The 25394-nt window shown below is 44.7% G+C and carries 28 protein-coding genes and 1 other annotated feature; of the genes, 5 read left to right on the forward strand and 23 right to left on the reverse strand.

The window, feature by feature from the left end:
• Window positions 1-2: 2 nt before the first annotated feature.
• On the reverse strand, window positions 3-1070 hold the full coding sequence (locus tag EXIG_RS10470; protein WP_012370916.1) for a competence protein CoiA family protein: 1068 nt from the start codon (window positions 1068-1070) through the stop codon (window positions 3-5).
• 11 nt (window positions 1071-1081) lie between these two features.
• Window positions 1082-2593: a cardiolipin synthase gene (gene cls, locus EXIG_RS10475; protein WP_012370917.1), complete on the reverse strand. Its 1512-nt coding sequence runs from the start codon at window positions 2591-2593 to the stop codon at window positions 1082-1084.
• Window positions 2594-2654: 61 nt separating this feature from the next.
• Here cls and EXIG_RS10480 point away from each other — a divergent pair, with 61 nt between their 5' ends.
• The gene (locus EXIG_RS10480) at window positions 2655-3377 is read left to right on the forward strand and encodes an SDR family NAD(P)-dependent oxidoreductase (RefSeq protein ID WP_012370918.1); all 723 of its coding nucleotides are present in this window, start codon (window positions 2655-2657) and stop codon (window positions 3375-3377) included.
• A gap of 70 nt (window positions 3378-3447) precedes the next feature.
• Here EXIG_RS10480 and mecA read toward each other — a convergent pair whose 3' ends face one another.
• From mecA to EXIG_RS15945, 3 genes are all read right to left on the reverse strand, one after another.
• Window positions 3448-4074, reverse strand: a complete 627-nt coding sequence (gene mecA, locus EXIG_RS10485; RefSeq protein WP_012370919.1) for an adaptor protein MecA — start codon at window positions 4072-4074, stop codon at window positions 3448-3450.
• Window positions 4075-4243: 169 nt separating this feature from the next.
• Window positions 4244-4642, reverse strand: a complete 399-nt coding sequence (gene spxA, locus EXIG_RS10490) for a transcriptional regulator SpxA (RefSeq protein ID WP_012370920.1) — start codon at window positions 4640-4642, stop codon at window positions 4244-4246.
• Between the two features lie 174 nt (window positions 4643-4816).
• Window positions 4817-4954, reverse strand: coding sequence for a hypothetical protein (locus tag EXIG_RS15945; protein WP_012370921.1), 138 nt, complete (start codon window positions 4952-4954; stop codon window positions 4817-4819).
• 224 nt (window positions 4955-5178) lie between these two features.
• Between EXIG_RS15945 and EXIG_RS10495 the strand changes: the two genes are divergently transcribed.
• Window positions 5179-5712 carry an HD domain-containing protein gene (locus EXIG_RS10495; protein ID WP_012370922.1) on the forward strand — a complete coding sequence of 178 codons (534 nt, stop codon included), beginning with the start codon at window positions 5179-5181 and terminating at the stop codon, window positions 5710-5712.
• Window positions 5713-5762: 50 nt separating this feature from the next.
• Here the strand turns inward: EXIG_RS10495 and EXIG_RS10500 are convergent, their stop codons facing one another.
• The 5 genes from EXIG_RS10500 to EXIG_RS10520 form a co-directional block, all read right to left on the reverse strand.
• The gene (locus EXIG_RS10500) at window positions 5763-6716 is read right to left on the reverse strand and encodes an ABC transporter ATP-binding protein (protein ID WP_012370923.1); all 954 of its coding nucleotides are present in this window, start codon (window positions 6714-6716) and stop codon (window positions 5763-5765) included.
• Window positions 6716-7789 (reverse strand): ABC transporter ATP-binding protein, encoded by a 1074-nt coding sequence (locus EXIG_RS10505; protein WP_012370924.1) that lies wholly within the window; start codon window positions 7787-7789, stop codon window positions 6716-6718. Before EXIG_RS10505 ends, EXIG_RS10500 begins: the two co-directional genes overlap by 1 nt.
• A 27-nt stretch (window positions 7790-7816) precedes the next feature.
• Window positions 7817-8848, reverse strand: a complete 1032-nt coding sequence (gene opp3C, locus EXIG_RS10510; RefSeq protein ID WP_012370925.1) for an oligopeptide ABC transporter permease — start codon at window positions 8846-8848, stop codon at window positions 7817-7819.
• Window positions 8848-9774 carry an oligopeptide ABC transporter permease gene (gene opp3b, locus EXIG_RS10515; RefSeq protein ID WP_012370926.1) on the reverse strand — a complete coding sequence of 309 codons (927 nt, stop codon included), beginning with the start codon at window positions 9772-9774 and terminating at the stop codon, window positions 8848-8850. The genes opp3C and opp3b overlap by 1 nt, the downstream gene beginning before the upstream one ends.
• 338 nt (window positions 9775-10112) lie before the next feature.
• Entirely contained in the window at window positions 10113-11729 is a 1617-nt protein-coding gene (locus tag EXIG_RS10520; protein WP_012370927.1) for a peptide ABC transporter substrate-binding protein, read from the reverse strand.
• A gap of 271 nt (window positions 11730-12000) precedes the next feature.
• Here EXIG_RS10520 and EXIG_RS10525 point away from each other — a divergent pair, with 271 nt between their 5' ends.
• From EXIG_RS10525 to EXIG_RS10535, 3 genes are all read left to right on the forward strand, one after another.
• Window positions 12001-12381 carry a DUF3899 domain-containing protein gene (locus tag EXIG_RS10525; protein ID WP_012370928.1) on the forward strand — a complete coding sequence of 127 codons (381 nt, stop codon included), beginning with the start codon at window positions 12001-12003 and terminating at the stop codon, window positions 12379-12381.
• A 55-nt stretch (window positions 12382-12436) separates the two neighbouring features.
• Window positions 12437-12641, forward strand: a binding site (T-box leader).
• Between the two features lie 52 nt (window positions 12642-12693).
• Window positions 12694-13695, forward strand: a complete 1002-nt coding sequence (gene trpS / locus EXIG_RS10530; RefSeq protein WP_012370929.1) for a tryptophan--tRNA ligase — start codon at window positions 12694-12696, stop codon at window positions 13693-13695.
• 206 nt (window positions 13696-13901) lie between these two features.
• Complete coding sequence (locus EXIG_RS10535; protein WP_012370930.1) at window positions 13902-14840, forward strand: IS30 family transposase; 939 nt, start codon at window positions 13902-13904, stop codon at window positions 14838-14840.
• Window positions 14841-14891: 51 nt separating this feature from the next.
• Here EXIG_RS10535 and EXIG_RS10540 read toward each other — a convergent pair whose 3' ends face one another.
• From EXIG_RS10540 to EXIG_RS10600, 13 genes are all read right to left on the reverse strand, one after another.
• Entirely contained in the window at window positions 14892-16538 is a 1647-nt protein-coding gene (locus EXIG_RS10540) for a peptide ABC transporter substrate-binding protein (RefSeq protein ID WP_012370931.1), read from the reverse strand.
• Window positions 16539-16759: 221 nt separating this feature from the next.
• Window positions 16760-17698 carry an IS30 family transposase gene (locus EXIG_RS10545; protein ID WP_012369167.1) on the reverse strand — a complete coding sequence of 313 codons (939 nt, stop codon included), beginning with the start codon at window positions 17696-17698 and terminating at the stop codon, window positions 16760-16762.
• A 203-nt stretch (window positions 17699-17901) separates the two neighbouring features.
• Window positions 17902-19140, reverse strand: coding sequence for a beta-ketoacyl-ACP synthase II (gene fabF / locus EXIG_RS10550; RefSeq protein ID WP_012370932.1), 1239 nt, complete (start codon window positions 19138-19140; stop codon window positions 17902-17904).
• A gap of 1 nt (window position 19141) precedes the next feature.
• Window positions 19142-20086 (reverse strand): beta-ketoacyl-ACP synthase III, encoded by a 945-nt coding sequence (locus tag EXIG_RS10555; RefSeq protein WP_012370933.1) that lies wholly within the window; start codon window positions 20084-20086, stop codon window positions 19142-19144.
• Window positions 20087-20197: 111 nt separating this feature from the next.
• Window positions 20198-20902 carry a 5'-methylthioadenosine/S-adenosylhomocysteine nucleosidase gene (gene mtnN / locus EXIG_RS10560; RefSeq protein WP_012370934.1) on the reverse strand — a complete coding sequence of 235 codons (705 nt, stop codon included), beginning with the start codon at window positions 20900-20902 and terminating at the stop codon, window positions 20198-20200.
• 58 nt (window positions 20903-20960) lie between these two features.
• Window positions 20961-21434, reverse strand: coding sequence for a transcription elongation factor GreA (gene greA / locus EXIG_RS10565; protein ID WP_012370935.1), 474 nt, complete (start codon window positions 21432-21434; stop codon window positions 20961-20963).
• A 56-nt stretch (window positions 21435-21490) separates the two neighbouring features.
• On the reverse strand, window positions 21491-22138 hold the full coding sequence (udk, locus tag EXIG_RS10570; RefSeq protein WP_012370936.1) for a uridine kinase: 648 nt from the start codon (window positions 22136-22138) through the stop codon (window positions 21491-21493).
• Window positions 22139-22158: 20 nt separating this feature from the next.
• Window positions 22159-22800: an O-methyltransferase gene (locus EXIG_RS10575; RefSeq protein ID WP_012370937.1), complete on the reverse strand. Its 642-nt coding sequence runs from the start codon at window positions 22798-22800 to the stop codon at window positions 22159-22161.
• 72 nt (window positions 22801-22872) lie between these two features.
• Window positions 22873-24021, reverse strand: a complete 1149-nt coding sequence (gene mltG / locus EXIG_RS10580) for an endolytic transglycosylase MltG (protein WP_012370938.1) — start codon at window positions 24019-24021, stop codon at window positions 22873-22875.
• Between the two features lie 81 nt (window positions 24022-24102).
• On the reverse strand, window positions 24103-24396 hold the full coding sequence (locus tag EXIG_RS10585) for a DUF1292 domain-containing protein (protein WP_012370939.1): 294 nt from the start codon (window positions 24394-24396) through the stop codon (window positions 24103-24105).
• The gene (locus tag EXIG_RS10590; RefSeq protein ID WP_012370940.1) at window positions 24383-24670 is read right to left on the reverse strand and encodes a DUF1292 domain-containing protein; all 288 of its coding nucleotides are present in this window, start codon (window positions 24668-24670) and stop codon (window positions 24383-24385) included. Before EXIG_RS10590 ends, EXIG_RS10585 begins: the two co-directional genes overlap by 14 nt.
• 12 nt (window positions 24671-24682) lie before the next feature.
• The gene (gene ruvX / locus EXIG_RS10595; protein WP_012370941.1) at window positions 24683-25105 is read right to left on the reverse strand and encodes a Holliday junction resolvase RuvX; all 423 of its coding nucleotides are present in this window, start codon (window positions 25103-25105) and stop codon (window positions 24683-24685) included.
• Complete coding sequence (locus EXIG_RS10600; RefSeq protein WP_026827846.1) at window positions 25102-25371, reverse strand: IreB family regulatory phosphoprotein; 270 nt, start codon at window positions 25369-25371, stop codon at window positions 25102-25104. Before EXIG_RS10600 ends, ruvX begins: the two co-directional genes overlap by 4 nt.
• Window positions 25372-25394: the final 23 nt, after the last annotated feature.

Here is a 25394-nt window from a genome sequence, read left to right on the forward strand (position 1 = left end):
AATCACTCCTTTACTTCATTTATACCTGTTTCCCTTTCGACAAACAAACGAAGCGCACCTGCTAACTTTTGATCTTCTTCCAAACGGGTCGACAAATCAACAGTATTGGTTTGAAAAAGTTCAGGCAGATGATTTTGGAGAAAGTCGATCATAGCCATCCATTCGTCAATCAGAAGGTGAAGATTGGATAACTCATATGAAACCTTGGACCGCGTCAAACATTCGGTGAGGAAGGCAAGCAGTTGCTCTGCGAGGTAAGTTCCTTGTAAGCGTAGATAAACAGCTACTTGAATCTCAAACGGATGGACAGATAAACACAGCAACGGGGATAAGGGCAGAAAACACCAGGACGGGAGTGTAGAAACCTGGAGGTTGGAGGAATAAAGAGGAGATTGCACGTATCGGGAAGGGAGCGAAGAAAAAAATGGACGAAGCCGATATTTTTTTATCAGTGTCGTCCATGGCCGTTCGAAGAATTGCCGGGGAACCGGACTCGGAAAGAGAAATTGTTTCGCCGATAAAGACACACGTTGGCAGAATACCAAACGTTGCGCAAACGGAAGCGGATGTACATAACGAACGATTCGTCCCCGCTCGATTAAATCGATGTAACCATTTTTCATGAATGCCGCCTTCATCCAACCGTCAAGCTTAAGAAGCTGTCCGCCCGACTCATGAAAACCAATCCAGCGGACTTCGTATCCCGCTTGCTGATCAATCAACGATCGCCGTTGCCATTCTTCAGCGTTCATTTTTGAACGCTGAATCTCGACCCCGATTTCTCCGGGCGAAATGAAAAGATCAAACCGCCTTCGTCCCCGGACTGCTTCTATCTCGACCTTGAATCGTAACGTTTCAAAATAGACAGCCAGCCGTGTTTTCCAAAATTGATGTTCGGACGATTCACCGGTACATGCTGTCATATGAACAAAATGAAGACGCTTCTTGCCTTGGCGGACCCGGAGTTGCGTTCGGCAATAGGGACAGTACAGTAGTTTATCTGTTAACGATTGGAAGGTCTCCAGTTGGCTGTTGATTCGATTTCCCTGTTCATCCATCGCCTCAAACATTTTACTCCTCCTTAGAGTAACGGTGAAAATAACCGCGAAATGGACTCGATCAAACGTTGACCGAAACTCCTTTGAATAAAGACTTGACGCTCAACTTGTGAAGAATTGGAAAAGTCTTCATAAAAGTCACGTGTTAATTCGTGGACGGAATTTGTCCCGTACAAAAAGGCATTTACTTCAAAGTTCAAGTGAAAACTTCTTAAGTCCATATTCGCCGTGCCAATCGTCGCAATCGCATCATCGACCACGATGACTTTTGAGTGCATGAATCCTTTGTTGTATTCGTAAATCTTTACACCCGCTAATAACAAGTCATCAAAATAAGAGCGACTGGCATAAAAAACGACTTTATGATCCGGAAAACTCGGCAGTAAGATCCGGACATCGATTCCCGACATCGCTGCCGTCTTTAAAGCAGTCATCAGATCCTCGTCCGGAATCAAATAGGGAGAAGCAATGTAAACAGAACTCCGGGCTTCCGTAATTAAACCGAAGTAGAGAGACTTCATCGTTTCATGGGGTTCATCCGGCCCGCTCGCAATGATTTGGACGCCTCCTGTCGATTCCTCCATGACTTCGAGCGGTTTCATATAATACGGTGTAAACAACCGTTCCCCCGTCATATAGTACCAATCCTGAAGAAAAATCAACTGAAGCTCCGAGACGGCCTCTCCCCTGACGAGCAAATGCGTGTCCCGCCAAAATCCAAACATCTTATCTTTTCCCATGTACTCGTCCCCAACGTTAATTCCACCCGTGAAAGCCACAGTACCGTCAATAACAACGATTTTCCGGTGATTCCGATAATTGGATTTACTCGAGATGAAAGGCAGAACGACCGGGAAAAATGGACGGACTTCGATTCCCGCCAGCTCCATCTTTTTAAAGTAAGACTTATCCGTCGAGAAACAACCGACAGCATCATACAAGAAACGGATCTCCACTCCGGCTTTCGCCCGTTCAATTAATGCTTCCTGCAACTCTAGCGCCAGTTCGTCATCGCGGACGATATAGTATTCCAAATGGATGTGGTGTTCCGCTTGACGAATCTCGGCTAATAACAGCGGAAATTTTTCTTGTCCATTCGTTAATACTTTCGTGTGACTATTATACGAAATCGGCAGGCGACTGATGGAGTCGATGAGTTTAACAACTTTCGTATAATGTCCATGTTGGAACACTTGATTGTGTATTCCATGATCAAACTGGGTACGATATTTAATGTAAGACTCTTCATCGAGCATCGCTTTCAGACGAAACATTTTTTTTCGTCTATAATTTTGACCAAAGGTGAAATATACGAAAACACCGACAACGGGAAGCGCCATCATGACAAGCGCCCAGACAAGCGTTCGTTCCGGGTTCCGATTCTCAAGTAGGATGATGACAAAAACACTCAGTACGACAAGAATGATGACGATTGAGAGCCATCCTACCATGTACACACTCCAGTAATAGGAAAGAAAGCCGATCAGACTGACGGTTAACAGTAGCGTCATAAGTAATTGGACACGCCTTAACATGGTATCCCCTCCTTTGATTAGTTATGGATGACACACTTTTATGTAGAAGGGACGATTCAATATGAAAACGTATTTAGTGACTGGTGCAACAAGCGGAATTGGTGAAGCGACCGCCTTACAACTGGCTCAAGAAGGACATACCGTCCTTGCACTTGGACGAGACGAGGAACGCGGGAACTACTTGGAAAGTCGTGGTGACGGACGGATCCGCTTCTTTGCAGTCGATTTATCCGTCCCGTCAGCCATCAATCAATTTTTTGAAGACACCAAAGAACAATTCCCGACACTCGATGGTATTTTCAATAATGCCGGAACTTTCGGAAAACCGGTCGCACCAGAACGGGTGACGGAACAGCAAGCCGAAGTCTTCCAAGTCAATTATCATGCACCGGAGCAAATCATTCAACAGGCTGTCAAACGGCTGAGTCGCGGTGCCTCCATCGTCAACAACAGCGCGATTGTCGGACATGTTAAATTCCCTGCCATGCTCTTACCGTATGCTTCTTCCAAAAGTGCTCTTCTTACGCTTACGAAAACATATGCCGCCCGGTTTCACGGAAAGTATCGTTTTAATGCCATTTGTCCTGGCCCTGTCGACACGAAGTTAAGCCATTCTTTATACGGTGGAAAAGATAAATTCGATTTAGCAATGAAACATCATTTACGCGGCGAAGCGGCTCATCCATCCGAAATCGCAGAAGTCGTCTGCTTTTTATTATCCGATAAAGCGAGCTACATCAACGGTCAAACCTTAATCGTCGACGGCGGTTATACTCTCACTTGATTCTTTTTACACAACAAAGGACTGCTTCCAAACACATTGGAGCAGTCCTTTGTTATAGCGTTTGATTCTGTTAATTCGGGAAATGTTTCCGGATGAACGCAAATACGTCGTTTGGTACGATAACTTTTCCGTACTCTGCCACCGGATGAATTGTCTGTTCACTGAAGTTTAAATACTCTGCAATCAGGCTCATCACATTTTCCTGTTCTTCCACTTCTGTTTCTTCTTTAAAATGAAGATGCAACAGGTACAGTCCGTCTTTTTGATAAAGAGACGTTTTCACTTCTTCGAAGATCGGTGCTTCTGCATATTGGCTAAGGGCAATGATATGCTCGAAATCTGTTGTTTCAAATAAGACATCTTGACTGAGTTCCGTTTCTTTTTCTTCCGCATCAGACATCGCGGAACGAAGTAACGAATCTAACTCATCTTCGTCAACTTGTTCTCCGTCAATCGTTGTTTTAGCGATTGTAACAGTGACTTCAAGACCTTTTTCAAATGCCTGAACTTGTATCCATAGTGGACCTTCGAAGGAGATGGACTCTTTTTCATTCGCTTCATCCATCATCTGCCAGAATAGCTGTTCTCCACGCTCACGGTTGTACCAAATCTCGTCTCGGGCGAAGCCGCGGCGTTCGATGTCCGTGTACGTAATGAAGAACTTGACGGTGTTGTCATTGACGCGTTCGATTTTCAATATGTCCACTCCTTTCCTCTCGCTCTTATCTAGTATACGAACGAGCACTTCACATAGATTCAAAAGAATCATTCAACATATAGGGTATATTCCTTTGTTAACTCTATTTTAACCTTTTTAGACGGTAACAAAAAGCACACTGCTCAGAAAGCAGCGTGCTCGGTGTATATTATTCGTTGACAAGGCGCTGTGCTTCCAATAGTTGGAATGTACGAACTTTACGTGGTAAAAATCGGCGAATTTCATCTTCATTGTATCCAACTTGAAGACGCTTTTCATCAATCAAAATCGGACGGCGTAACAACCCCGGATATTCTTGAATTAAATCATACAAGTGTTGTAATGATAAATTTTCAACCGATACATCTAGTTTTGAAAAGACTTTTGAACGGGTCGAAATGATTTCATCCGTTCCGTCCTCTGTCATACGAAGAATCTGTTTAATTTCATCAAGCGATAATGGTTCCGAGAAAATATTACGTTCCACAAATGGGATTTCATGTTCTTCAAGCCATGCGCGCGCTTTACGACAAGAAGTACAGCTTGGTGAAGTATAGAGTGTTACCATTGAAAAACATCCTCCCCCTGATTTCACATCATTTCCCCTGCGTAAATGTATTACACAGCAGCTGATGATTCTATTACTTGATAGTTTACATTGATTTCAACTGAAAGAAAACCCAATATGTTTTGAGATGAAAGAACTTTTCGTAAAAAAACTTGCCAGAGCCACCAGGTGGCTTCAGCAAGCTGGTGTGTGATCAAAGGGTTGAGAAATCGTCTCTTTTGCTTTCGGGAGTTTAATCTCTTTTAATTTTTTTTCGAAAATGTCCCGCAAAAGGCGCTTTTTCAACTTTTTCTTTTTATCACGTTCTTTCATACTCCGACACCTCACTCGGTCCGAAAAAAGAACAGTTAACCAACGAAAGCTAATTTTTTCATCTTCTACATTACTTAGTATACCACGTTTACCCGATTTCTATTCCTACTTGTGTCAATTAATTATGTGAGATTGTCGATAAACATGAGACAAACAGTTGCAATTCTTTTCAATTTCACGTAGAGTGTATAGAAATACTTACTCGTGAAAGGAGTTATTTCTTTATGTCAGTTACCCTTGTCACCATCATTGAACACCCGATTGCTCAAAAATATTTAGAACGGTCTGGCTTGAATCATGCTATTTCCGTAGCTGAACAAGCTTTGACACTTGCTACTCAACGCGGTCTTGATGCGGATACGGCAACGAAGGCTGCCTTGCTTCATGATATCGGTCATTACGAATGGTATACGGACGGCACATGGAATTATGATCTCTACCGTCAAAATGATATCCATGCAATTAAAGGAGCAGAACGGGCGCACAAGTTACTGATCCGGCTTGGTGAAGAGCCGGAACGGGCAAAAGAAATTGCTCTTGCTGTCCTCTTGCATACAGATTCTTATTTACCACCAGGTACGATCAATCGGACTCCGTTGCAACAATTAGTCCATGATGCAGATACGCTCGAGGAACAGCCGGGTGGCCTTCATCATTATGAGAAGATTCCATTTGAAGAAGCCGTCAATCGATTGCATGCTCTTGACTCGGTTGTCCACCGCTTTAACAACCTTCCCCGTCTTGCTTCTGAAAATTAAAAAAAGGCATTCCCGAATACATTCAGGAATGCCTTTTTAATTTGGATTGATTACACCAGTTGTGCTTGATACGCTTCGAGTTCTGCATCTGTCATCGAGACGTAATGGCCCGGCTCGATTTCACGTAATGGCGGGATGCTTGAGTCTTCACTCGACTTCCCGACCGCTCCGCCTGTCGGACGGTCATAAATGATCCGCTTACGTGTCCGCTCATGCTCCGGGTCCGGAAGTGGAATCGCTGATAACAAGGATTTCGTGTACGCATGGACCGGGTTCTCATAAAGACGATCCGCATCACATAATTCTACGAGGTGACCTTGATACATGACTCCGATCCGATCCGAGATGTATTTGACCATTGATAAATCATGGGCAATGAACAGATACGTCAGACTGCGATCACGTTGCAACTGTTTCATCAAGTTGACGACCTGTGCCTGAATCGATACATCGAGTGCAGAGATTGGCTCATCGGCAATGATGAAGTCTGGTTCGACGGCTAACGCACGGGCAATCCCGATCCGCTGACGTTGTCCACCTGAGAATTCATGCGGATAACGGCTCGCGTGTTCTTTCGTCAAACCAACTGTTTCAAGAAGATCGTAGACACGGTTGTTTCGCTCGTCTTTCGATTTTGCAAGACCGTGGATATCGATTCCTTCCGCGATGATATCTCCGACTGTCATCCGTGGATTCAACGATGCATATGGATCTTGGAAAATCATCTGCATCGAACGGTTGAATTTCAATTTCTCTTTACGTGATTTTTTATCATGAACATTTTCACCTTTGAAAAGAACTTCTCCGTCTGTCGCATCGTATAAACCGATGATCGAACGTCCTGTTGTCGATTTTCCGCAACCGGACTCTCCAACAAGCCCAAGGACTTCACCTTCATAAATATCGAATGATAAACCGTCAACTGCTTTGACGACACGACCACGACCGATATTAAAGTGTTGTTTCAGGTTTTTTACTTCAAGTAATTTATTACGATTCTCCATTACTTTAGACCGCCTTTCAGAAGCGATTTCGCGAATGTGCTATCTGGACGATACTTCAGCGCAAGATCGCGGATGGCTGCTGGTGGTTCCACATACGGTGCTTGCGGATGTAGCAACCAAGTTGCCGCTTCATGAGTATCTGTGATCGGGAAGAACGGAGGTTCTTTCTCGAAATCAATTTTCATTGCGTACTGATTACGTGGTGCAAATGCATCACCGACCGGCGGGTGCAATAAGTTCGGTGGTGTACCAGGAATTGCCGGCAAGTCTTGCGAACGATCGTCAGACGGTCGTGGCATGGATCCAAGAAGTCCCCATGTATAAGGATGACGTGGCTCATAGAAAATCTCATCGACAGTTCCTTTTTCAATCAACTTCCCAGCATACATTACCGCTACGCGGTCTGCCATGTTCGCTACGACACCTAGATCGTGCGTGATGAAAATGATGGCTGTACCTGTTTTTTGCTGGATGTCTTTTAACAACTCAAGAATCTGTGCTTGAATCGTAACATCGAGTGCTGTCGTCGGTTCATCGGCAATCAAGACTTTAGGATTACAAGCCAGTGCGATTGCGATAACGATCCGTTGACGCATACCGCCTGACAATTGGTGCGGGTATTGTTTGAGACGCGCTTCCGGATTCGGAATTCCGACGAGTGTCAGTAATTCAAGCGTCCGTTTTTTCGCTGCGTCGCCTGTCAATCCTTGGTGACGTTTCAAACCTTCTGCAATCTGTTTGAAGATGGTCATCGTCGGGTTTAATGATGTCATCGGATCCTGGAAGATCATCGCGATATCACGACCACGGACTTTTTGCATCTCTTTGTCAGAGAGTTTGACCAAATCACGGCCTTCAAACATGATTTCACCTTTTGTGATTTCCCCAGGAGGATTCGGAATCAAACGCATGATGGCTTTTGATGTAACCGACTTACCTGAACCGGATTCACCAACGATGGCAAGTGTCTCACCTTTTTTTAAATCAAACGATACGCCGCGGACGGCTTGAACCGTCCCAGCATACGTATGGAAAGCGACAGTCAGGTCGCGTACTGATAAAATAGTTTCCATTGTGGATGAACTCCTCTCTTATTTCCGTTAGCGACGCAGACGTGGGTCGAACGCATCACGTAATCCATCGGCTAGCATGTTGAAGCTGATCATGACAAGTACGAGGATTGTCGATGGGATGACGAGCAAGTAAGGGAATGTTTTTAATTCTTTGTATCCCTCATTGATCAATGTACCCAGTGATGGTTGCGGTGGAGCAAGACCAAGACCGATGAAGCTTAGGAAAGCCTCGAAGAAAATCGCACCTGGAATCGTGAACATCAATGAAATGATGATTGTACCGAGTGTATTTGGAATCAAATGTTTGAATACTAAACGTGCGCTAGAAGCACCAAGTGTACGTGCTGCAAGAACAAATTCCTGGTTCTTAAGTTTCAGGATTTGTCCGCGGACGAGTCGGCTCATCCCGATCCAGCCGGTGATCGTCATCGCGAGGATGATCGTCGTGATTCCCGGTTCAAGAATTAAGATGAACAAAATGATTAAGATCAAGTTCGGAATCCCTGTCAGAATTTCCGCAATCCGTTGCATGATGTTATCGACGCGTCCACCGTAGTAAGCAGAGATACCGCCGTACGTGACACCGACTAGAACGTCAATGATTGCTGCGACAAGACCGATGAAGAGTGAAATCCGTGTTCCTTCCCAGATACGTGACCATAAGTCACGTCCGAGATGGTCCGTACCGAACCAGAATGTATCTTTGACTTGTTTTGTTTCATAAAAATCGATTGGCTTTTCACCAAGTGTCGCCATTCCGTCAAAACCAGCCCATTCGAGACCAGTGATTTTTGGTGGAAGTTTAGCTTGAGTAATCGTTTGGGTATAAGCATCTCTACCGGATAACATTGGTCCGAATAGTGATAACAATGCGATGATGACGATGATAACGAGCGACAGGATCGCCGCTTTGTTTTTGCGAAGCCGTGTCCATGCATCCTGCCAGAAGTTTAAGCTTTTTCCGGCAATCCGCTCACCCGCTTGTTCATTAAATTCTACTGGTTGGAACAACGAGGAATCGAACTGCTCCGCTTTTGCGTTTGAATTTTGTTCTGCCATTATTTGCTACCCCCCAAACGAATCCGTGGATCGACGACACCATATAGAATATCGACGAGCAAGATCATAAAGATAAAGACTGCCGAGAAGAACAGTGTTGTCCCCATGATAACCGTATAGTCATTTTGTGTGATGGATGAAACGAACAACTCACCAAGACCCGGTACCGCAAAGATTTTTTCAATGACGAATGTTCCGGTAATCAAGGCTGCTGTCATTGGTCCAAGAATCGTGATTGCTGGAATCAAAGCGTTACGCACCATGTGTTTCCAAGTGATTGATTGACCATCTAGGCCTTTTGCCTTAGCGAGTGTCACGTAATCCTGACCGGTGACTTCAAGCATCTCCGTTCGAACGAAACGGGCAATCGAGGCCGTTACCCCAAGCGATAAGGATACCGTCGGAAGAATCGTATGTGCTGGACTTTCCCAGAAGGCTACTGGCAATACGCCCCATTTCACTCCGATATAATATTGAAGAAGTGACGCAAATACGAATGATGGCACGGAAATCCCAAGTACCGAAATAAACATCGCACCGTAGTCAACTGCTGTATTGTGGCGGAGAGCCGCAACAACACCGAGAACAAGACCAAGCAATACACCGAGCACGAGGGCTTGAACACCTAGTTGAGCTGATGGTCCAATTCGTTCCATGATTAAATCTGTTACTGGACGGCTGTCATATTTAAATGATACGCCGAGATCCCCTTGAACCAAGTTAACCATGTACGCTGCATAGCGTTGTGGAAGCGGATCATTCAAGTTGTATTTATCCCGCAGGATATCCAACTGTTCAGGAGAAAGTTTTTCCTGGTTTTGGAACGGTGAACCTGGTAACAGATCCATTAGGAAGAAAGTGAACGAAGCGATGAGTAAAAACGTCAGTACGCCGTAAACAAGGCGTTGAGCTAAATAACGGCCCATAGATGGCACCCCCTATAAAGATTTTCTGTTTTTTTCGAAACATCAATAAAATCAGTATGACCCAAAATTGTCGGAACATTCAAGAATTTTGTTGTAAAAATTAAAATTCTTTTTTATCTTGGACTGATTGACGCCCCCCTGGTTACTGTTTTTTCGCAGTTAACCAATATTTCAGAATTTTTCGTTTGATTCCATTATACTTTGCTAACAAAGTAATTAGAACCCATTTTTTACGAAAAGTTCACATTTCTGATAACAAAATGAGTTTCCATTCAGAAAAAAACGTATAAAACAGGAGCGTACCTTGAAAACGTTCTCAAGGACGCTCCGATTTTCAATTACTTCACATCAACGTACTTGTACTGGAAGTCAGCACCAAAGACTTGACGGTTAAAGTCTTTGACAGACGGACGGCTCAAGAAAGCAGCTCCTGCTTGATAGATCGGCGCGATGGCTTGATCTTTTTCAATCAATTGTGATTCTGCTTGCTTAAAGAGATCAAGACGTTTTGCAACATCTGATTCTTCATTGGCAGCGTTCAACAATTTATCGTAAGCAGACGATTTATACTTCACGTCGTTTTGACTGTTTGTTGATTCAAAGATCGACAAGTTTGACATTGGATCTTGGTAGTCAGGACCCCAAAGTGCATACGACATCTGATAGTCGCCTTTCGCTTCTAAGTCAAGTTTGTTTTTAAACGGTTGTTGTTTGATTGAGACGGTAACATTCGGAAGGTTTTTCTCGATTTGTCCCTTCATGTACTCACCGACTTTTTTCGCATCTTCACTGTCAAATGACAGGAGTTCGATTGTCGTTTTCTTGTTACCGTTTGCTTTTTTCCAAAGGTCAGCTGCTTCTTTTCCATCACGGTCGAACCAGTTGATGTCGCTTGTGTAGTCTTTCCCTGCGTCATCTTTGATGAATTCTTTCGGAATGAAGCTTGTTGTCGGGATCGAACCGTTCGCAAGTAACGTATCCGTAATCCCTTTCGGATCGATCGCACGGGCAATTGCTTTACGTGCATCGACGTTTTTCATTGTTGCGTCTTCGTTGTTGAATTTCAAGTAAGCAATCGATGAACGGAGTGCTGTCTTGAACTCAGGTTTTGATTCATATGTTGCTACTTGTTCAGATGTCAATCCGGCATAATCGATTTCATCCGTATCATAGAGATTCGCAACAGTTGAGTTGTCTTTGACGACGCGGATTGATACTTCATCCAATTTCACGTTGTCTTTATCCCAGTAGTTTTCGTTTTTCGTCAGAACACGTTTTGAATCCGTTTTCCAAGAAGTCCAAACGAAAGGACCGTTGTAAAGTAATTTATCCGGTTGAAGCGAGAAATCTTTTTTGTTTTTGTTATAGAAATCTTCGCTGATTGGTGTATACGTTCCGAATGATGTCAGTGAAAGGAAATACGGTGCCGGACGCTCGAGCTTAACTTCGAGAGTTTTATCATCAATGGCTTTAACACCTAACTCATCAACCGGTTTTTTACCTTGTGAGACGTCAGATCCGTTTTTAAGCGTATCAAAAATATACGCATAACCGGAAGCCGTTTTAGGATCGACGGCACGTTTCCATGCAAACTCGAAATCCTGTGCTTTGACAGGAGTTCCGTCCGACCATTTCGAATCACGAAGTGTGAATGTGTATGTGAGATTGTCACTTGAGATATCTGTTTTTTCAGCAAGTGCCGGAATCGCTTTTCCGTCTTTATCGAGACGGTAAAGACCTTCCATCGTGTTGCCGATCGTGTTGAAGGCAACAGCATCTGTTGCTTGTGCCGGGTCGACCGTCGTAATATCAGAAGTATCTGTTAGACGTAAGACCTTTTTCCCGTTAGAAGAACCTGCATCTTTATCTCCGTCACCTGTTGTTGAACACCCTGCAAGAACAACGCTTCCTGCAAGCATAACTGATAACGCGAGACCGACTGTTTTTTTATTCATCGGTGAGTCATCTCCTTTTCTTTTTTTAAAACCGCTACAACTAAACGATTTTTAGACATCTCGTCGAAACTGCCTCAACGTTCCCCAAAACGCATTGACCTAGTTTCAAAATCTTAAACGAAGTGATAAATTGATTTTATGTGAGAATAACAATAACGTCAAGTGAATAGTCACACTATTTGCTATTTTACACGCTCTGAATAATACAGAGTCGTAACTGTCCTTGACTTTGCGTATAATGAAATCATCATCTTGCCGTAGGAGGTTCATCATGTCTGCCAAACTATTTCGCCCGCTTTTGATTGCCTTGATTTTAACAACGATTTACACGATTTGGGCCGTTGTTGCCGATGCGACCCACTCCCTGATGTATCACCTGTCCGGCGGTTTATTCATTGCCGGTTTTCTGTTACTCGCGATTGGATTTTTCTCTAGTATGTCTGCCAATGGATTTTTTAAAGGGGTCACTGCCGGCTTCAAAAAGCAACGTGAAGCAAAATTACGCGAAGTCGACGGTGATTATTACGAAGACGAGGACGAAGAAAGTGAACTCTTGGAAGCAAAACAAAAACGGGCTTCCAACCGGACAGTTCCGTATCTCTCCAGTGGTTTTATCTGCATCGTCGTTTCATTGCTTTTGTCGTTCATTTGATTGAATTTTAATGACGTTTTGAATAGACATGTGATAAAGTGAAGATAACGTTATAGAGAACACAGTGAAGAAGAGTAGTACATCTGATCACCACTTACAGAGAGTCCATGGACGGTGGAAATGGACAGTCGGAACAGATGGAATGGACTTCGGAGTGGCTGATTCGAAATCATGTAGAATCAGACGGGTCTGCCCGTTACAGCAAATGAGCGGCTAGTGTTCTAGCAACTTGGGTGGCAACGCGATGACTCGTCCCTTGATAATTTCAAGGAACGAGTCATCTTTTTTATTTCATTTTTTGGAGGGAATCTCATGAAAACAATTTTTTCAGGCATCAAACCAACGGGTACGGTCACGCTCGGTAACTACATCGGAGCAATGAAACACTTTGTGAATCTTCAGGATGAACATGATGCCTATTACTGCATCGTCGATTTACACTCGATTACAGTCGACATTGACCGCGTCGAACTGATGAACAATACACGGGCACTGGCTGCATTGTACATCGCAAGTGGATTAAACCCTGAAAAATCAACCATTTTCGTTCAGTCGGAGGTCAAAGCGCATGCGCAACTCGGTTGGATGCTGACATGCCTGTCCGGTATGGGTGAATTGGAACGGATGACGCAATATAAAGACAAATCGCAAGGAAAAGACCGGATTGGTGCCGGATTGTTTGTTTATCCGACCTTGATGGCGGCGGACATTCTGCTGTATGATGCAGAACTCGTGCCGGTCGGTGACGATCAAAAACAACACATTGAATTGACACGTGATTTGGCACAGCGCTTCAACAGCCGATACTACGAAACGTTTAAAATGCCCGAACCGGTTATCGCTGAAACAGGTGCCCGTATCATGAGCTTAACGTCTCCTGATAAAAAAATGTCAAAAACGGATACGAATCCAAAAGGTTATATCTCAATGCTTGATGCACCGGATGTCATTCGGAAAAAAATTAAGTCTGCCGTCACGGATTCAGAAGGCATCGTCCGATTTGACCGGGAAAACAAACCCGGCGTCTCGAACTTACTTGAAATCTATTCGCTGCTTGCCGGTATTTCCATTAAAGACTTGGAAGCGAAGTATGACGGATTAAACTACGGTGTGTTTAAAGCAGATGTTGCGGAAGTCATCGTAGCGGAACTCGAACCAATCCAGCAACGGTATCACGAGCTGATTGATTCAGAAGAACTTGATTTAATTCTTGATCAAGGGCGCGATAAAGCGGAACTGGTTGCCTCACGCAAATTGGCGAAAGTCGAAAAAGCGATGGGCCTTCAGCGTAAACGGGCAAAAGTAAAAAAATAATTTCAGTTATCTTTTAATGAAATCCGGGTGGCAGATTCCAATTCTGCCACCCGGATTTTTTTTGAAAAAATCGACTGTTGCGTCAGCCACTTTTTAACTGACGAATTGTAATATTAAGTGCAACACCTAGCTGAAAACACAAAAAAAACCCATAACGGCCTCGTGTAGAATAGAGTTACCACACAAAATTCAACGGAGGATTCGTTATGAGCTATATTCATCTTACCATATCAGAAAGAGTCAAAATAGAGACGTATCTCGAGCTAGGTTTCTCTGTCCGAAAGATTGCGGGACGCCTGGGGCGTCAACCTTCTACGATTTCACGAGAATTGAAACGAAATCCTCATTACGATTCTTCTCATGCTGACCAGCGTTATGTGGAGCGAAAAAAGAAGTGCGGTGCACGTACGAAGTTTACGCTCGAAAAAGGAATCTGCATCCTCGAAAAATTACGGGAGACGTGGTCCCCTGAACAAATTGCCGGACGATTATTCCAAGAAGAAGGACTCTCGTTCAAGACAATTTATCGTTGGATTTATAGTGGCCTCGTCGAGGCCGATTCTGGACTTCTTCGGCAAAAGGGAAAGCGTCAGAAACCACGTGAGACGCGCGGACGCTTCAACGTCGGACTGCCAATCAGTAAATGTCCGTCCGACGTCAAAGGGCGTCAAACGTTTGGACATTGGGAGCTTGATACTGTTGTATCGGGTAGAGGAACGTCAAAAGCCTGTGTCGCAACGTTCGTCGAGCGAAAGAGTCGTTTTTATCTCGCTGTACCGATGGAAAATCGGTCCGCTCAATCGATGGAGTCTGCGATTCAAGCATTACATCTTTCCTTCCCGTTGAGAACGTTCCAAACTGCGACGACAGATCGTGGAAAAGAGTTTAGCTGTCATGAACGAATTCGTGACACGTTAGGCTTACCCATGTATTTTGCAGATCCGTATTCTTCTTGGCAGCGTGGTAGTAACGAGAACGCCAATGGTCTTCTCCGTGAATTTTTCCCGAAGGGGACAGATTTCGGAAAGGTCAGTCGTTCTGAAATCGCTCAAGCGCTCGCCTGGATTAATGGGAGACCACGAAAATGTCTTAACTGGAAAACTGCATACGAGGTCTTCACGGAAGAAGTGTTGCACTTAATTTGACAAACCGTCAACTAAAAAAAGCGCTCCCGGTTAAGGGAACGCTTATCATACTTATTTTCCTTCGATAGAAGCCCATTTGTAAGAGAAATCTGCGCCGAAGTTATGTTCGACAACACCTTTAACGTATGGTTTAACGAGGAATGCGCGTCCGCGCTGATAAACAGGCGAGATCGCTGCTGAATCAAGAAGGATTTTCTCTGCTTCTTGAAGTTCAGACCAACGTTTTGCTGCATCTGTTTGTGTTTGTGCATCTTTGATGAGTTTATCGTACTCTTTGTTTGACCATTTACCACGGTTGTATGGTCCGTCAGTCAAGAAGAGATCGAGGAATGTCATTGGATCTTGGTAGTCAGGACCCCAGCCGGCGAACGAGAATTCAAAGTCGCCTTTGTTTTCGAGATCCAATTTGTTTTTGAACGGTTGTTGCTTGATTGTGACTTTCATGCCTGGAAGGTTCTTCTCAAGCTCACCTTTCAAGAACTCACCGATTTTCTTCGCATCATCACTATCGTAGTTAAGGAGCTCAAGTTCAACCGATTTTTGACCGATTTCTTTTAAGCCCTCTTCCCATAGTTTTTTCGCTTCGTCTGCATTGTACTCGTTGAATGTCGGGTACTTTTCACGGAAGTCTTTTCCGTCAGCATCTTTCGCGAAGTCTTTTGGTACAATGTAGTTTGCAGGAAGCGAACCGTTCGCCAAGATGACGTCCGTGATTCCTTTTTTATTGTAACCCATGTCGATGGCACGACGGATTTTTTCATTGTTCAAAGCTTTGACTTTCGTGTTCAAGTAAAGGTAGAAGATTGTTGACTCCCCTTTAGTTTTGAACTCTTTGTTGTCTTGGAACTGGGCAACGAACTCTGAAGAAAGACCAGCACGATCGATGTCGCCTTTTTCATAAAGGTTAACGCCTGTCGCAACTTCTTTAACGACTTTAACGTTGATCGTGTTCAGCTTCACGCTGTCTTTATCCCAGTAGTTATCGTTTTTAACCATTTTCCAGCCTTGTTCACGTGTCCATTCTGTTAATTTGAATGGTCCGTTGTAAAGTGATTTATCAGCTGTTGAACCGAAGTCCTTACCGATTTTTTTCGAAAGTTCTTCTGATTTCGGCATGAATGGTCCGAATCCAGTTAAACCGAGGAAGTAATCAGCTGGTGCTTTTAATTTTACTTCGAATGTCTTGTCGTCAACTGCTTTGACGCCAACCGCATCACGCTCGCCTTTTTTCGTGTTGTATTCTTCAGCACCTTCGATGTTGTAGAAAACATACGCGTATTGCGAAGCATTATCCGGGTTCAAGACTTCTTTCCAAGCATATTCGAAGTCTTTTGCTGTGATTGGTGTACCGTCCGACCATTTTGCATCACGTAGCTTGAATGTGTAAGTCAATTTATCATCGGAAACTGTGTGACTTTCAGCAATACCCGGTGTCGGCTGTTGCTTGTCATCTAAACGATAAAGACCTTCCATTGTGTTGTTCAAAACGTTGAACGACACGGCATCCGTAGAAGTTGTTGGGTTAAGCGTTGGAATATCAGCACTTTCGATCAAGTTTAGCGTCTGCTCACTTGATTTCTTGTCCGAACCTTTGTCGCCCGATGATGTGTCATTTGAATCAGTCGTCGAACAAGCTGCGAGGAACGCGCTTGAAACGAGGGCTACAGATGTAGCCAGTGCAAAACTTTTCTTTTTCATGATACGATGACCCCCCTAAAATTTCCAAAGCTAGTAATCTAAGGTTTTTGAGCGAAAAAAAAAGTCATAACTTTTATTCGACCAAAACCTCTCGTTACAAATAGTTTACAATGTTCTGATAATTTTGCAAACCTTTTATCCGATTTTTCTAAATATTTTTTCAAAACAATTTGAAAATAAGTGGGATTTTTAGATTTTTATTTTTTTATTTAGACGGTTTGTCAAATTAAGTGCAACACTTCTTCCGTGAAGACCTCGTATGCAGTTTTCCAGTTAAGACATTTTCGTGGTCTCCCATTAATCCAGGCGAGCGCTTGAGCGATTTCAGAACGACTGACCTTTCCGAAATCTGTCCCCTTCGGGAAAAATTCACGGAGAAGACCATTGGCGTTCTCGTTACTACCACGCTGCCAAGAAGAATACGGATCTGCAAAATACATGGGTAAGCCTAACGTGTCACGAATTCGTTCATGACAGCTAAACTCTTTTCCACGATCTGTCGTCGCAGTTTGGAACGTTCCCAACGGGAAGGAAAGATGTAATGCTTGAATCGCAGACTCCATCGATTGAGCGGACCGATTTTCCATCGGTACAGCGAGATAAAAACGACTCTTTCGCTCGACGAACGTTGCGACACAGGCTTTTGACGTTCCTCTACCCGATACAACAGTATCAAGCTCCCAATGTCCAAACGTTTGACGCCCTTTGACGTCGGACGGACGTTTACTGATTGGCAGTCCGACGTTGAAGCGTCCGCGCGTCTCACGTGGTTTCTGACGCTTTCCCTTTTGCCGAAGAAGTCCAGAATCGGCCTCGACGAGGCCACTATAAATCCAACGATAAATTGTCTTGAACGAGAGTCCTTCTTCTTGGAATAATCGTCCGGCAATTTGTTCAGGGGACCACGTCTCCCGTAATTTTTCGAGGATGCAGATTCCTTTTTCGAGCGTAAACTTCGTACGTGCACCGCACTTCTTCTTTCGCTCCACATAACGCTGGTCAGCATGAGAAGAATCGTAATGAGGATTTCGTTTCAATTCTCGTGAAATCGTAGAAGGTTGACGCCCCAGGCGTCCCGCAATCTTTCGGACAGAGAAACCTAGCTCGAGATACGTCTCTATTTTGACTCTTTCTGATATGGTAAGATGAATATAGCTCATAACGAATCCTCCGTTGAATTTTGTGTGGTAACTCTATTCTACACGAGGCCGTTATGGGTTTTTTTTGTGTTTTCAGCTAGGTGTTGCACTTAATATTACAATTCGTCTTTATAAAATAAAGCAGAATTTTTTTATATAAAAAAAAACGATTTAAAGGTCATCCGAACCGTTAAATCGCTTTTCCGCTTCTGCTTCGCACGAGATTATGTGTGATATCGTTTGAAGACGAGTGAAGCATTATGACCACCAAATCCAAGCGAGTTGCTGAGTGCATACTCAAGATCCCATGACCGGCTTCCCTCACGCACGTAATCGAGATTACATCCTTCACTTGGATTCTCCAAATGAATCGTCGGGTGAACGGTTTGCTCCTGCAGCGATTTAATCGTTGCGATGGCTTCCACTCCACCGGCACCGCCGAGTAAATGACCGATCATTGATTTCGTCGAGTTGACGGCTAATTTTTCAGCGTGCTCGCCGAAGACCGTATGGATTGCTTTCGTCTCTAACACATCATTCATCGGTGTACTCGTTCCGTGTGCATTGATGTATTGAACGGCAGCCGGTTCGATACCTGCATCTTTAATCGCCATCGCCATTGCGCGCGCTCCGCCGTCGCCGTCTGGATCTGGTGCTGTGATATGGTAAGCATCGGCTGTTAATCCGTATCCGCTGACTTCTGCATAGATTTTGGCACCACGGGCGACCGCATGTTCATACTCTTCAAGTACCAGGATTCCGGCACCCTCTCCCATGACGAATCCGTCACGGCCTTCATCAAACGGACGGCTTGCCGTGTTTGGATCATGGTTCGTCGACATCGCTTTATTGGCACAAAAACCAGCAAATGCAAGATTGGTAATCGGTGCTTCTGCTCCACCGGCGATCATGACGTCCGCGTCACCGCGTTCAATAACGCGTAACGCTTCACCAATCGCGTTTGTACCGGAAGCACATGCAGTGACGGAACAGTTATTCGGTCCTTTTGCGCCTGTATAAATCGAAACTTGGCCACTGGCCATGTTTGGAATCATCATTGGGATGAAGAATGGGCTGACACGACGATGACCCCGTTCAAAATAGATTTTCGCCTGTTTTTCAATCGTCTCGACGCCGCCGATACCGGATCCGATCCAGACGCCGATACGTTCAGCATTGGGTTTAACATCCAAATCAGCATTTTTAACGGCTTCCATACTTGCGACGAGCGAATAATGAACGAAACGGTCCATTTTCCGGGCTTCCTTGGCTTCAATGAATTCCGTGACATCAAAATTCTGTAATTCTCCCGTTACTTTCGTCGGATACTCATCGATATCGAGACGTTCCATCGGACGAATCCCGTTTTCACCGGCATTTAAGGCATTCCAGAATGTATCGACATCATTACCGATTGGCGTCAGTGCGCCCATACCTGTTACTACTACACGTTTTCTCATCATTTTATGTGTTCTCCCCTTTAGTCCAAGTAATGTAAGCTGCTCCCCATGTCAAACCTGCGCCGAATCCGGCGAGGACAAGTGTCGTCCCCGGTGACAATCTTCCTTGTCGCCGTGCCTCTTCTAGTGCAAGTGGTATTGACGCAGCAGATGTATTCGCATGTTCGTCAATCGTCACGATCACTTTCTCTTCTGCAATCCCAAGCCGTTCACGTGCTGCATCAATAATCCGTAAATTCGCTTGATGCGGAATCAGTAAATCAAGTTCGTCCAGGGTTCCGTCCGCTTTTTGAATGACTTTCTCCACGATGTCCGGTAACTTGCGGACTGCGAACTTAAAGACTTCCCGACCGTTCATTTCAATTGGACCATCCAAGTTTTTAAATAACAGATGTGCTCCGCGGCCATCCGTGCCCAATTCAAAGGCATTCAATCCTTGTTGCTCGGTTGGACCGAGAACAACTGCTCCGGCACCGTCACCGAACAAGATGGCCGTCGACCGGTCTGACCAGTCAACGATGCTTGACATCTTCTCTGCTCCGATGACGAGTGCGTGTTTCGATCCCGTTGCCGTCATCATACTCGAAGCCGTCTGTAGGGCAAAAATGAATCCGCTGCAGGCTGCGCTGATATCAAAAGCTGTCGCTCCGAGTGCGCCGATTCGCTCCTGAACGATACAGGCAGTCGACGGGAAAGCACGTCCGGTTGCCGTTCCGACAACAATCAATCCGATGTCGTCTGCTGTCAAATTGGCATCCGCTAATGCTTTTTGCGCTGCTTCCGTCGCTAAATCCGTGACATCAACTGCATCATCTGCAATCCGCCGCGCCCCGATTCCTGTACGTGACCGAATCCATTCATCACTCGTATCGAGTGTCGCTGCTAAATCATCATTTGTCATCCGATGTTCGGGTAATGATGTACCGAGTCCTACAATTCCGATATTCATATGATTGCTCCTTTGAAATTAGTATCTGGTACTAATATAAAGCGTTAAACACATTTTGTCAAAGAGAAAAGAAGGCCTCCCGTTGAGAGACCTTCTTTTACGTCATCCAGATTACTCTGAATCAGCTAATGTGCGGACGACTTCCATGACCATCTTCGCTGAATTAATCGAAGCAATCTCCAAGAATTCATCAAATGACAGGGATGCTTCTTCATCGGCGCTGTCAGAAATCGAACGTGTCACGACGAACGGAACATCGAATTGATGGCAAACTTGTGCAATCGGTGCTGCTTCCATCTCAACTGCCGCGACATCCGGGAAGTTCGTTTTAATAAGGTTTGAACGCTCCGTATCATGGATGAACGAATCACCCGTCACGATTAAACCATGGACAACCCGAATCGCATCCATTCGTTCAATGACAGCTTCCGCTGTTGCAATCAATTTTGGATCAGCTGTATAGGCAGCCGGCATTCCCGGTACTTGACCATACTCGTAACCGAACGCTGTCACGTCGACGTCGTGATGACGGACTTCCGTCGAAACGACGACGTCACCGACTTTCAGACCGGCTCTGAATCCGCCGGCTGATCCGGTATTGATGACGGAACTTGGCTTGAAATGATCGAGTAACAACGTCGTTCCGATTGCTGCATTCACTTTTCCAATACCGGATTTTAAGATGACGACTGGTACACTGTTCAACAGCCCTTCATAGAAATGATAGTTGGCAATGACCGTATCTTTTCGTTCTGATAATTCATTCCGAAGTAAGTTTACTTCTTCTTCCATTGCTCCGATAATTGCGATCGGCATCTCTTTTTCCCCCGTTCAAACAGAAAACCGGATTGCTCCGGCTGCTGTTCATTCGTATTTACTTGATTGATGTAATTTTTACAGCGAAATCTCCGCCTGGTGCTTGAACGGAAACTTGCTCGCCGACACTGTGGCCGAACAGGCTTTTCGCAATTGGTGATTCGTTCGAGATTTTCCCGGTGAATGGATCTGCTTCTGCACTACCAACAATCGTATACGTTTCTTCTTCGTTGTCTTCAAGGATCAAGAATGTAACTGTCGTCCCGATACCAACGACCGAGATATCCTTCTCATCTTCCGAGATGATGGCAACGTTGCGTAACATCTCTTCCAATTGAGCAATCCGGCCTTCGACCATTGCTTGTTCTTCTTTCGCTGAATCATATTCCGCGTTTTCCGACAAGTCACCAAATGAACGGGCAATCTTAATGTTTTCGACAACTTCTTTACGGCGGACTGACTTCAGTTCGTTTAATTCGTTTTCAACATTCGCTTTACCTTCAAGCGTCATGTAATACTGTTTTTCTGCCATTTTTGTCACGCTCCTTTTTATTCCACTAGTATAGTATATTCACATCTTTTTTGGAATCAATATCCTCTTTGATCAAGTGAAGATCGATAATCGAGAATCGCACGGATCTTCGTGACGAGTAAATCGATTGCCACATGGTTTTCTCCACCTTCGGGAACAATGATGTCGGCATATCGTTTTGTGGGTTCACAAAACTGAAGATGCATCGGACGGACGACTTTCGTATACTGCTCGACGACAGAATCAATCGAACGTCCTCGTTCATTCATATCACGTTGCATCCGGCGCAGAATCCGAACATCGGCATCTGTATCCACGAAGACTTTAATATCCATCAATTCCCGTAAACGTTCATCTTCAAGCGCTAAAATACCTTCGACGATGATGACGTCACGTGGATCAAGCGGAATCGTCTCCGTTGCCCGTGTGTGCGCAACGTAATCATAGACCGGTTTTTCAACCGCCTGGTTTTCGCGCAACGCTTTGATATGTTCAATCAGCAAATCATTGTCAAAGGCAAATGGATGATCATAGTTTGTTTGATAGCGCTCTTCCATCGATAATTCACTTTGGTCCTTATAGTAAGCATCCTGCTCGATCATGACGATGGATTCACTCGGGAATGCGTCGACAAGTGAACGTGCGACCGTCGTCTTTCCTGAACCAGTTCCTCCAGCCACACCAATTACAACCGGTTTTTGCATTGAATTCGTACCTCCATCATTCATTCCGACTTCACTTTCCGGCTGACGGACACACCGTCTCCAAGCGGGAAAATCGTCGTATCATATTGGTCTTGCTCCATCATCCATGCCGTAAATTCTTTGACCAGACGGACAAGCCGCCGTCTTCTCCGGTCAAACGTCTTCGGATCCGTCTCCAGGACATCCCCGTGCAAAAATAGGTTATCCGTATATAAAACTCCGCCTATTGGCACCAATCGCCCATAACCGTTAAAGAATTTTTTATACTGCCCTTTGGCCGCATCGATGAACACGGCATCAAATTGCTGTTCAAGGGTTTCGGCTAATTCTACTGCATCCGCAAAAACGATGTCAATCCGGTCCGCGACGTCTGAACGTTCAATGAACATCTTGGCTTCGGCGTATCGTTTCGCATTTCGTTCTACTGTCGTGATCCGGGCATCCGGTAAGGCGCGAGCCATCCGAATCGCACTGTACCCAATCGCTGTACCAAGTTCAAGGATTCGTTTCGGTTGTTGTAACGTCAATAACGATAACAAAACTTCCGATCCCGTCAGTTCAATGATTGGAATATGGTGCTCTTTCGCGTATGCTTCCATTTCCTGTAACAAGGGATCACGTGGCCGAATCATCCCTTCGACATACGCTGTAAAATCATTCATTCGGAATTCACTCCTTCTGCGCATAAACAGGTTGACCGGGAACGAACATACCGTTCCCGATCAACCTCCTGTTCATTGCTCTTTACTTGCTTCGTATTCGACCCATTCCGGTTTGTACTTCACAACATTACGTTGATGTTCCTCATAGGTTTCCTCATAAAGAATTTGACCGCGTGGATTTTTATCACTTGGTGGTCGGGCAAAGAAATAAACGTATTTCGTCTTTTTAGGATTAAGGACGGCAAGAATTGAATCTTCACTGACGGTTGAAATCGGACCGATCGGAATCCCCTCATACTTGTACGTATTGTATTTCGAATTGTTCTCCAAATCCTTTAATGTCGTCAATGCTGTATTTTCTCCTGTACCGTACCAGACCGTTGGATCCGATTGGAGTTTCATCCCGTCGTTCAGCCGGTTCGTAAAGACACCGGCAATCTCACGACGATCGTCTGGTGTTGCGGCTTCCCGCTCCACCATGGATCCGAGACTCAACACTTCATGGAAAGTCATGCCTGATTTCTTAATGGCATCGGCATTCGCATCATAAATCTTTTCCATCTCATCCAACATCGTTTCGGCAATTTGATTGATGCTTTTTCCTTTGTCGAATTCGTATGTCGCCGGGAAGAGATAGCCTTCGAGTGAATAGAGGACGCCCTGCTTCGTCACTTCATCCGTCAACATCGGATACTTTTCAATCAATGTTTTAATATATGCCTCATCTGTCAGGGATTTACGGATGGAGTCAGCTTTAAACCCGGTTGCTTTCGCGATGATGGCAATTTGACGATCCATTGTGATTCCTTCAGGGAGCGTGATTTTGACATCTGCTGCTTTCATGACTGTTCCGGTCTTCAATTCATTGATGATTTCGTCCGGTGTCATCGCTTGAGTCAACGTGTATGTCCCGGCTTGGAATGACGATTCATTCTTATAGCGGACATAATAGCGGAAAATCGTTTCGTTCGCGATTAAATCTTTTTCTTTAAGAATGCTTGAAATCGTACTTGTACCGGCGCCTAAAGGAATCTCAACCTTGACAGACTTCGTCGCCTCTTCGTTGACCGGTTCGAGTGAACTCTTTAAAAAGATGTAGATGGCTGCTCCTGCTACTAAGAAAATCGTGAACAATACTGAAAGGATGATTAACGTTATCCGGCGCGATGTCCGGCGACGTTTCTGTTCGATTTCAGCATTTTTCTTCCATTCATTCTCCATCGGTTCCTCCTTCTTCTCTTAAAACAAGGTGATATCGAAAGAGCCATTGCTCTGACGACACCACCTTATACACGAGTCGGTTTAGTCAAGCTCGTCTTCTAATGTATTAAAGACTTCTTCAATTTCATCCCAAGTTTCTGCATCGTCTTCTGCGATTGGAACGAGGTTGAAATCATCATCACCTTCACCGTACTCTTCTAACTCATAAACGAAGATGTCGACTTCTTCTGCTTCATCATAATCCGCGCCGACCGGCTCAAGGAAAATGTAAGTTTTGCTTGAGCGTGGGCTTTCATACCGTAAACGCTCGGCAAATTTAAATTCGTTGCCTTCCCCATCGGGAATTACGTAATGTGTAGGTTCATTCTGTTGCATCATTCATCCGCTCCTTTAATGCAGCCTCAAGTTCATCCCAAGTCTGCTCATCGTTTTCATCAATCAGGCTCAATTCAAAATCATCTTCGCCTTCGCCAAACTCGTCGATTTCGCAAATGATTAAATCATCTGCGCCCTCTTCCGGATGACCGATCATTTCGAGAAATAAATAGGTCTTGCCGGTTCGCTCACTGACATAACGGTACCATTCTTCGAAAAGATGTTCGCCACCGTCTTCATCAGGAAAGAGATACTGCCGTTTTTCTTCAGACATCTCATTTCCTCCTTATCGATTTGCCCGATCCAAATAAGATTGCAGGATCATGACTGCTGCCATCTTATCGATGACTTGTTTCCGTTTTTTCCGACTGACATCGGCATCGATCAGCATACGTTCTGCCTGCATCGTCGTCAGTCTCTCGTCGACAAGAACAGTCGAAAGGCCCGTCTGGGTTTCGATTTCACGCGCGAACGCTTCACTCGCCTCAGCTCTGGGACCAATTGACCCATTCATGTTTTTCGGATGTCCGATGACGATGATTTCGACACCGTATTCCTTAATAATTGCCTCGAGTCGTTTGAAGGCGACCGGGTATTCAGGTTCTGTCCATTTGATGGTTTCGACGCCTTGTGCTGTCCAGCCCATCAAATCACTCACCGCAACACCGATCGTCTTCGAACCGACATCAAGTCCGATGGCACGCTTCATTTTTTGTCTCCACTCTCCGATAGATAAGATTTCACGAGTTCTTCCAGTAGTTCATCACGCTCAATCTTTCGGATCATATTACGTGCATCGTTATGACGAGGAATGTAAGCAGGATCACCGGAAAGTAGATATCCGACGATTTGGTTGATCGGATGATAGCCTTTTTCTTCTAAAGCATGATAGACCGTCAGCAATACTTCGCGTGTCGCCGCCTGGCTATCGTCTTCTGGAAAATTAAATTTCATCGTTTGATCCATCTGACTCACGTTAATCACCTCTTTCATTTACA

This window comes from Exiguobacterium artemiae 255-15 (assembly GCF_000019905.1).
Lineage (GTDB): Bacteria > Bacillota > Bacilli > Exiguobacteriales > Exiguobacteriaceae > Exiguobacterium_A > Exiguobacterium_A artemiae.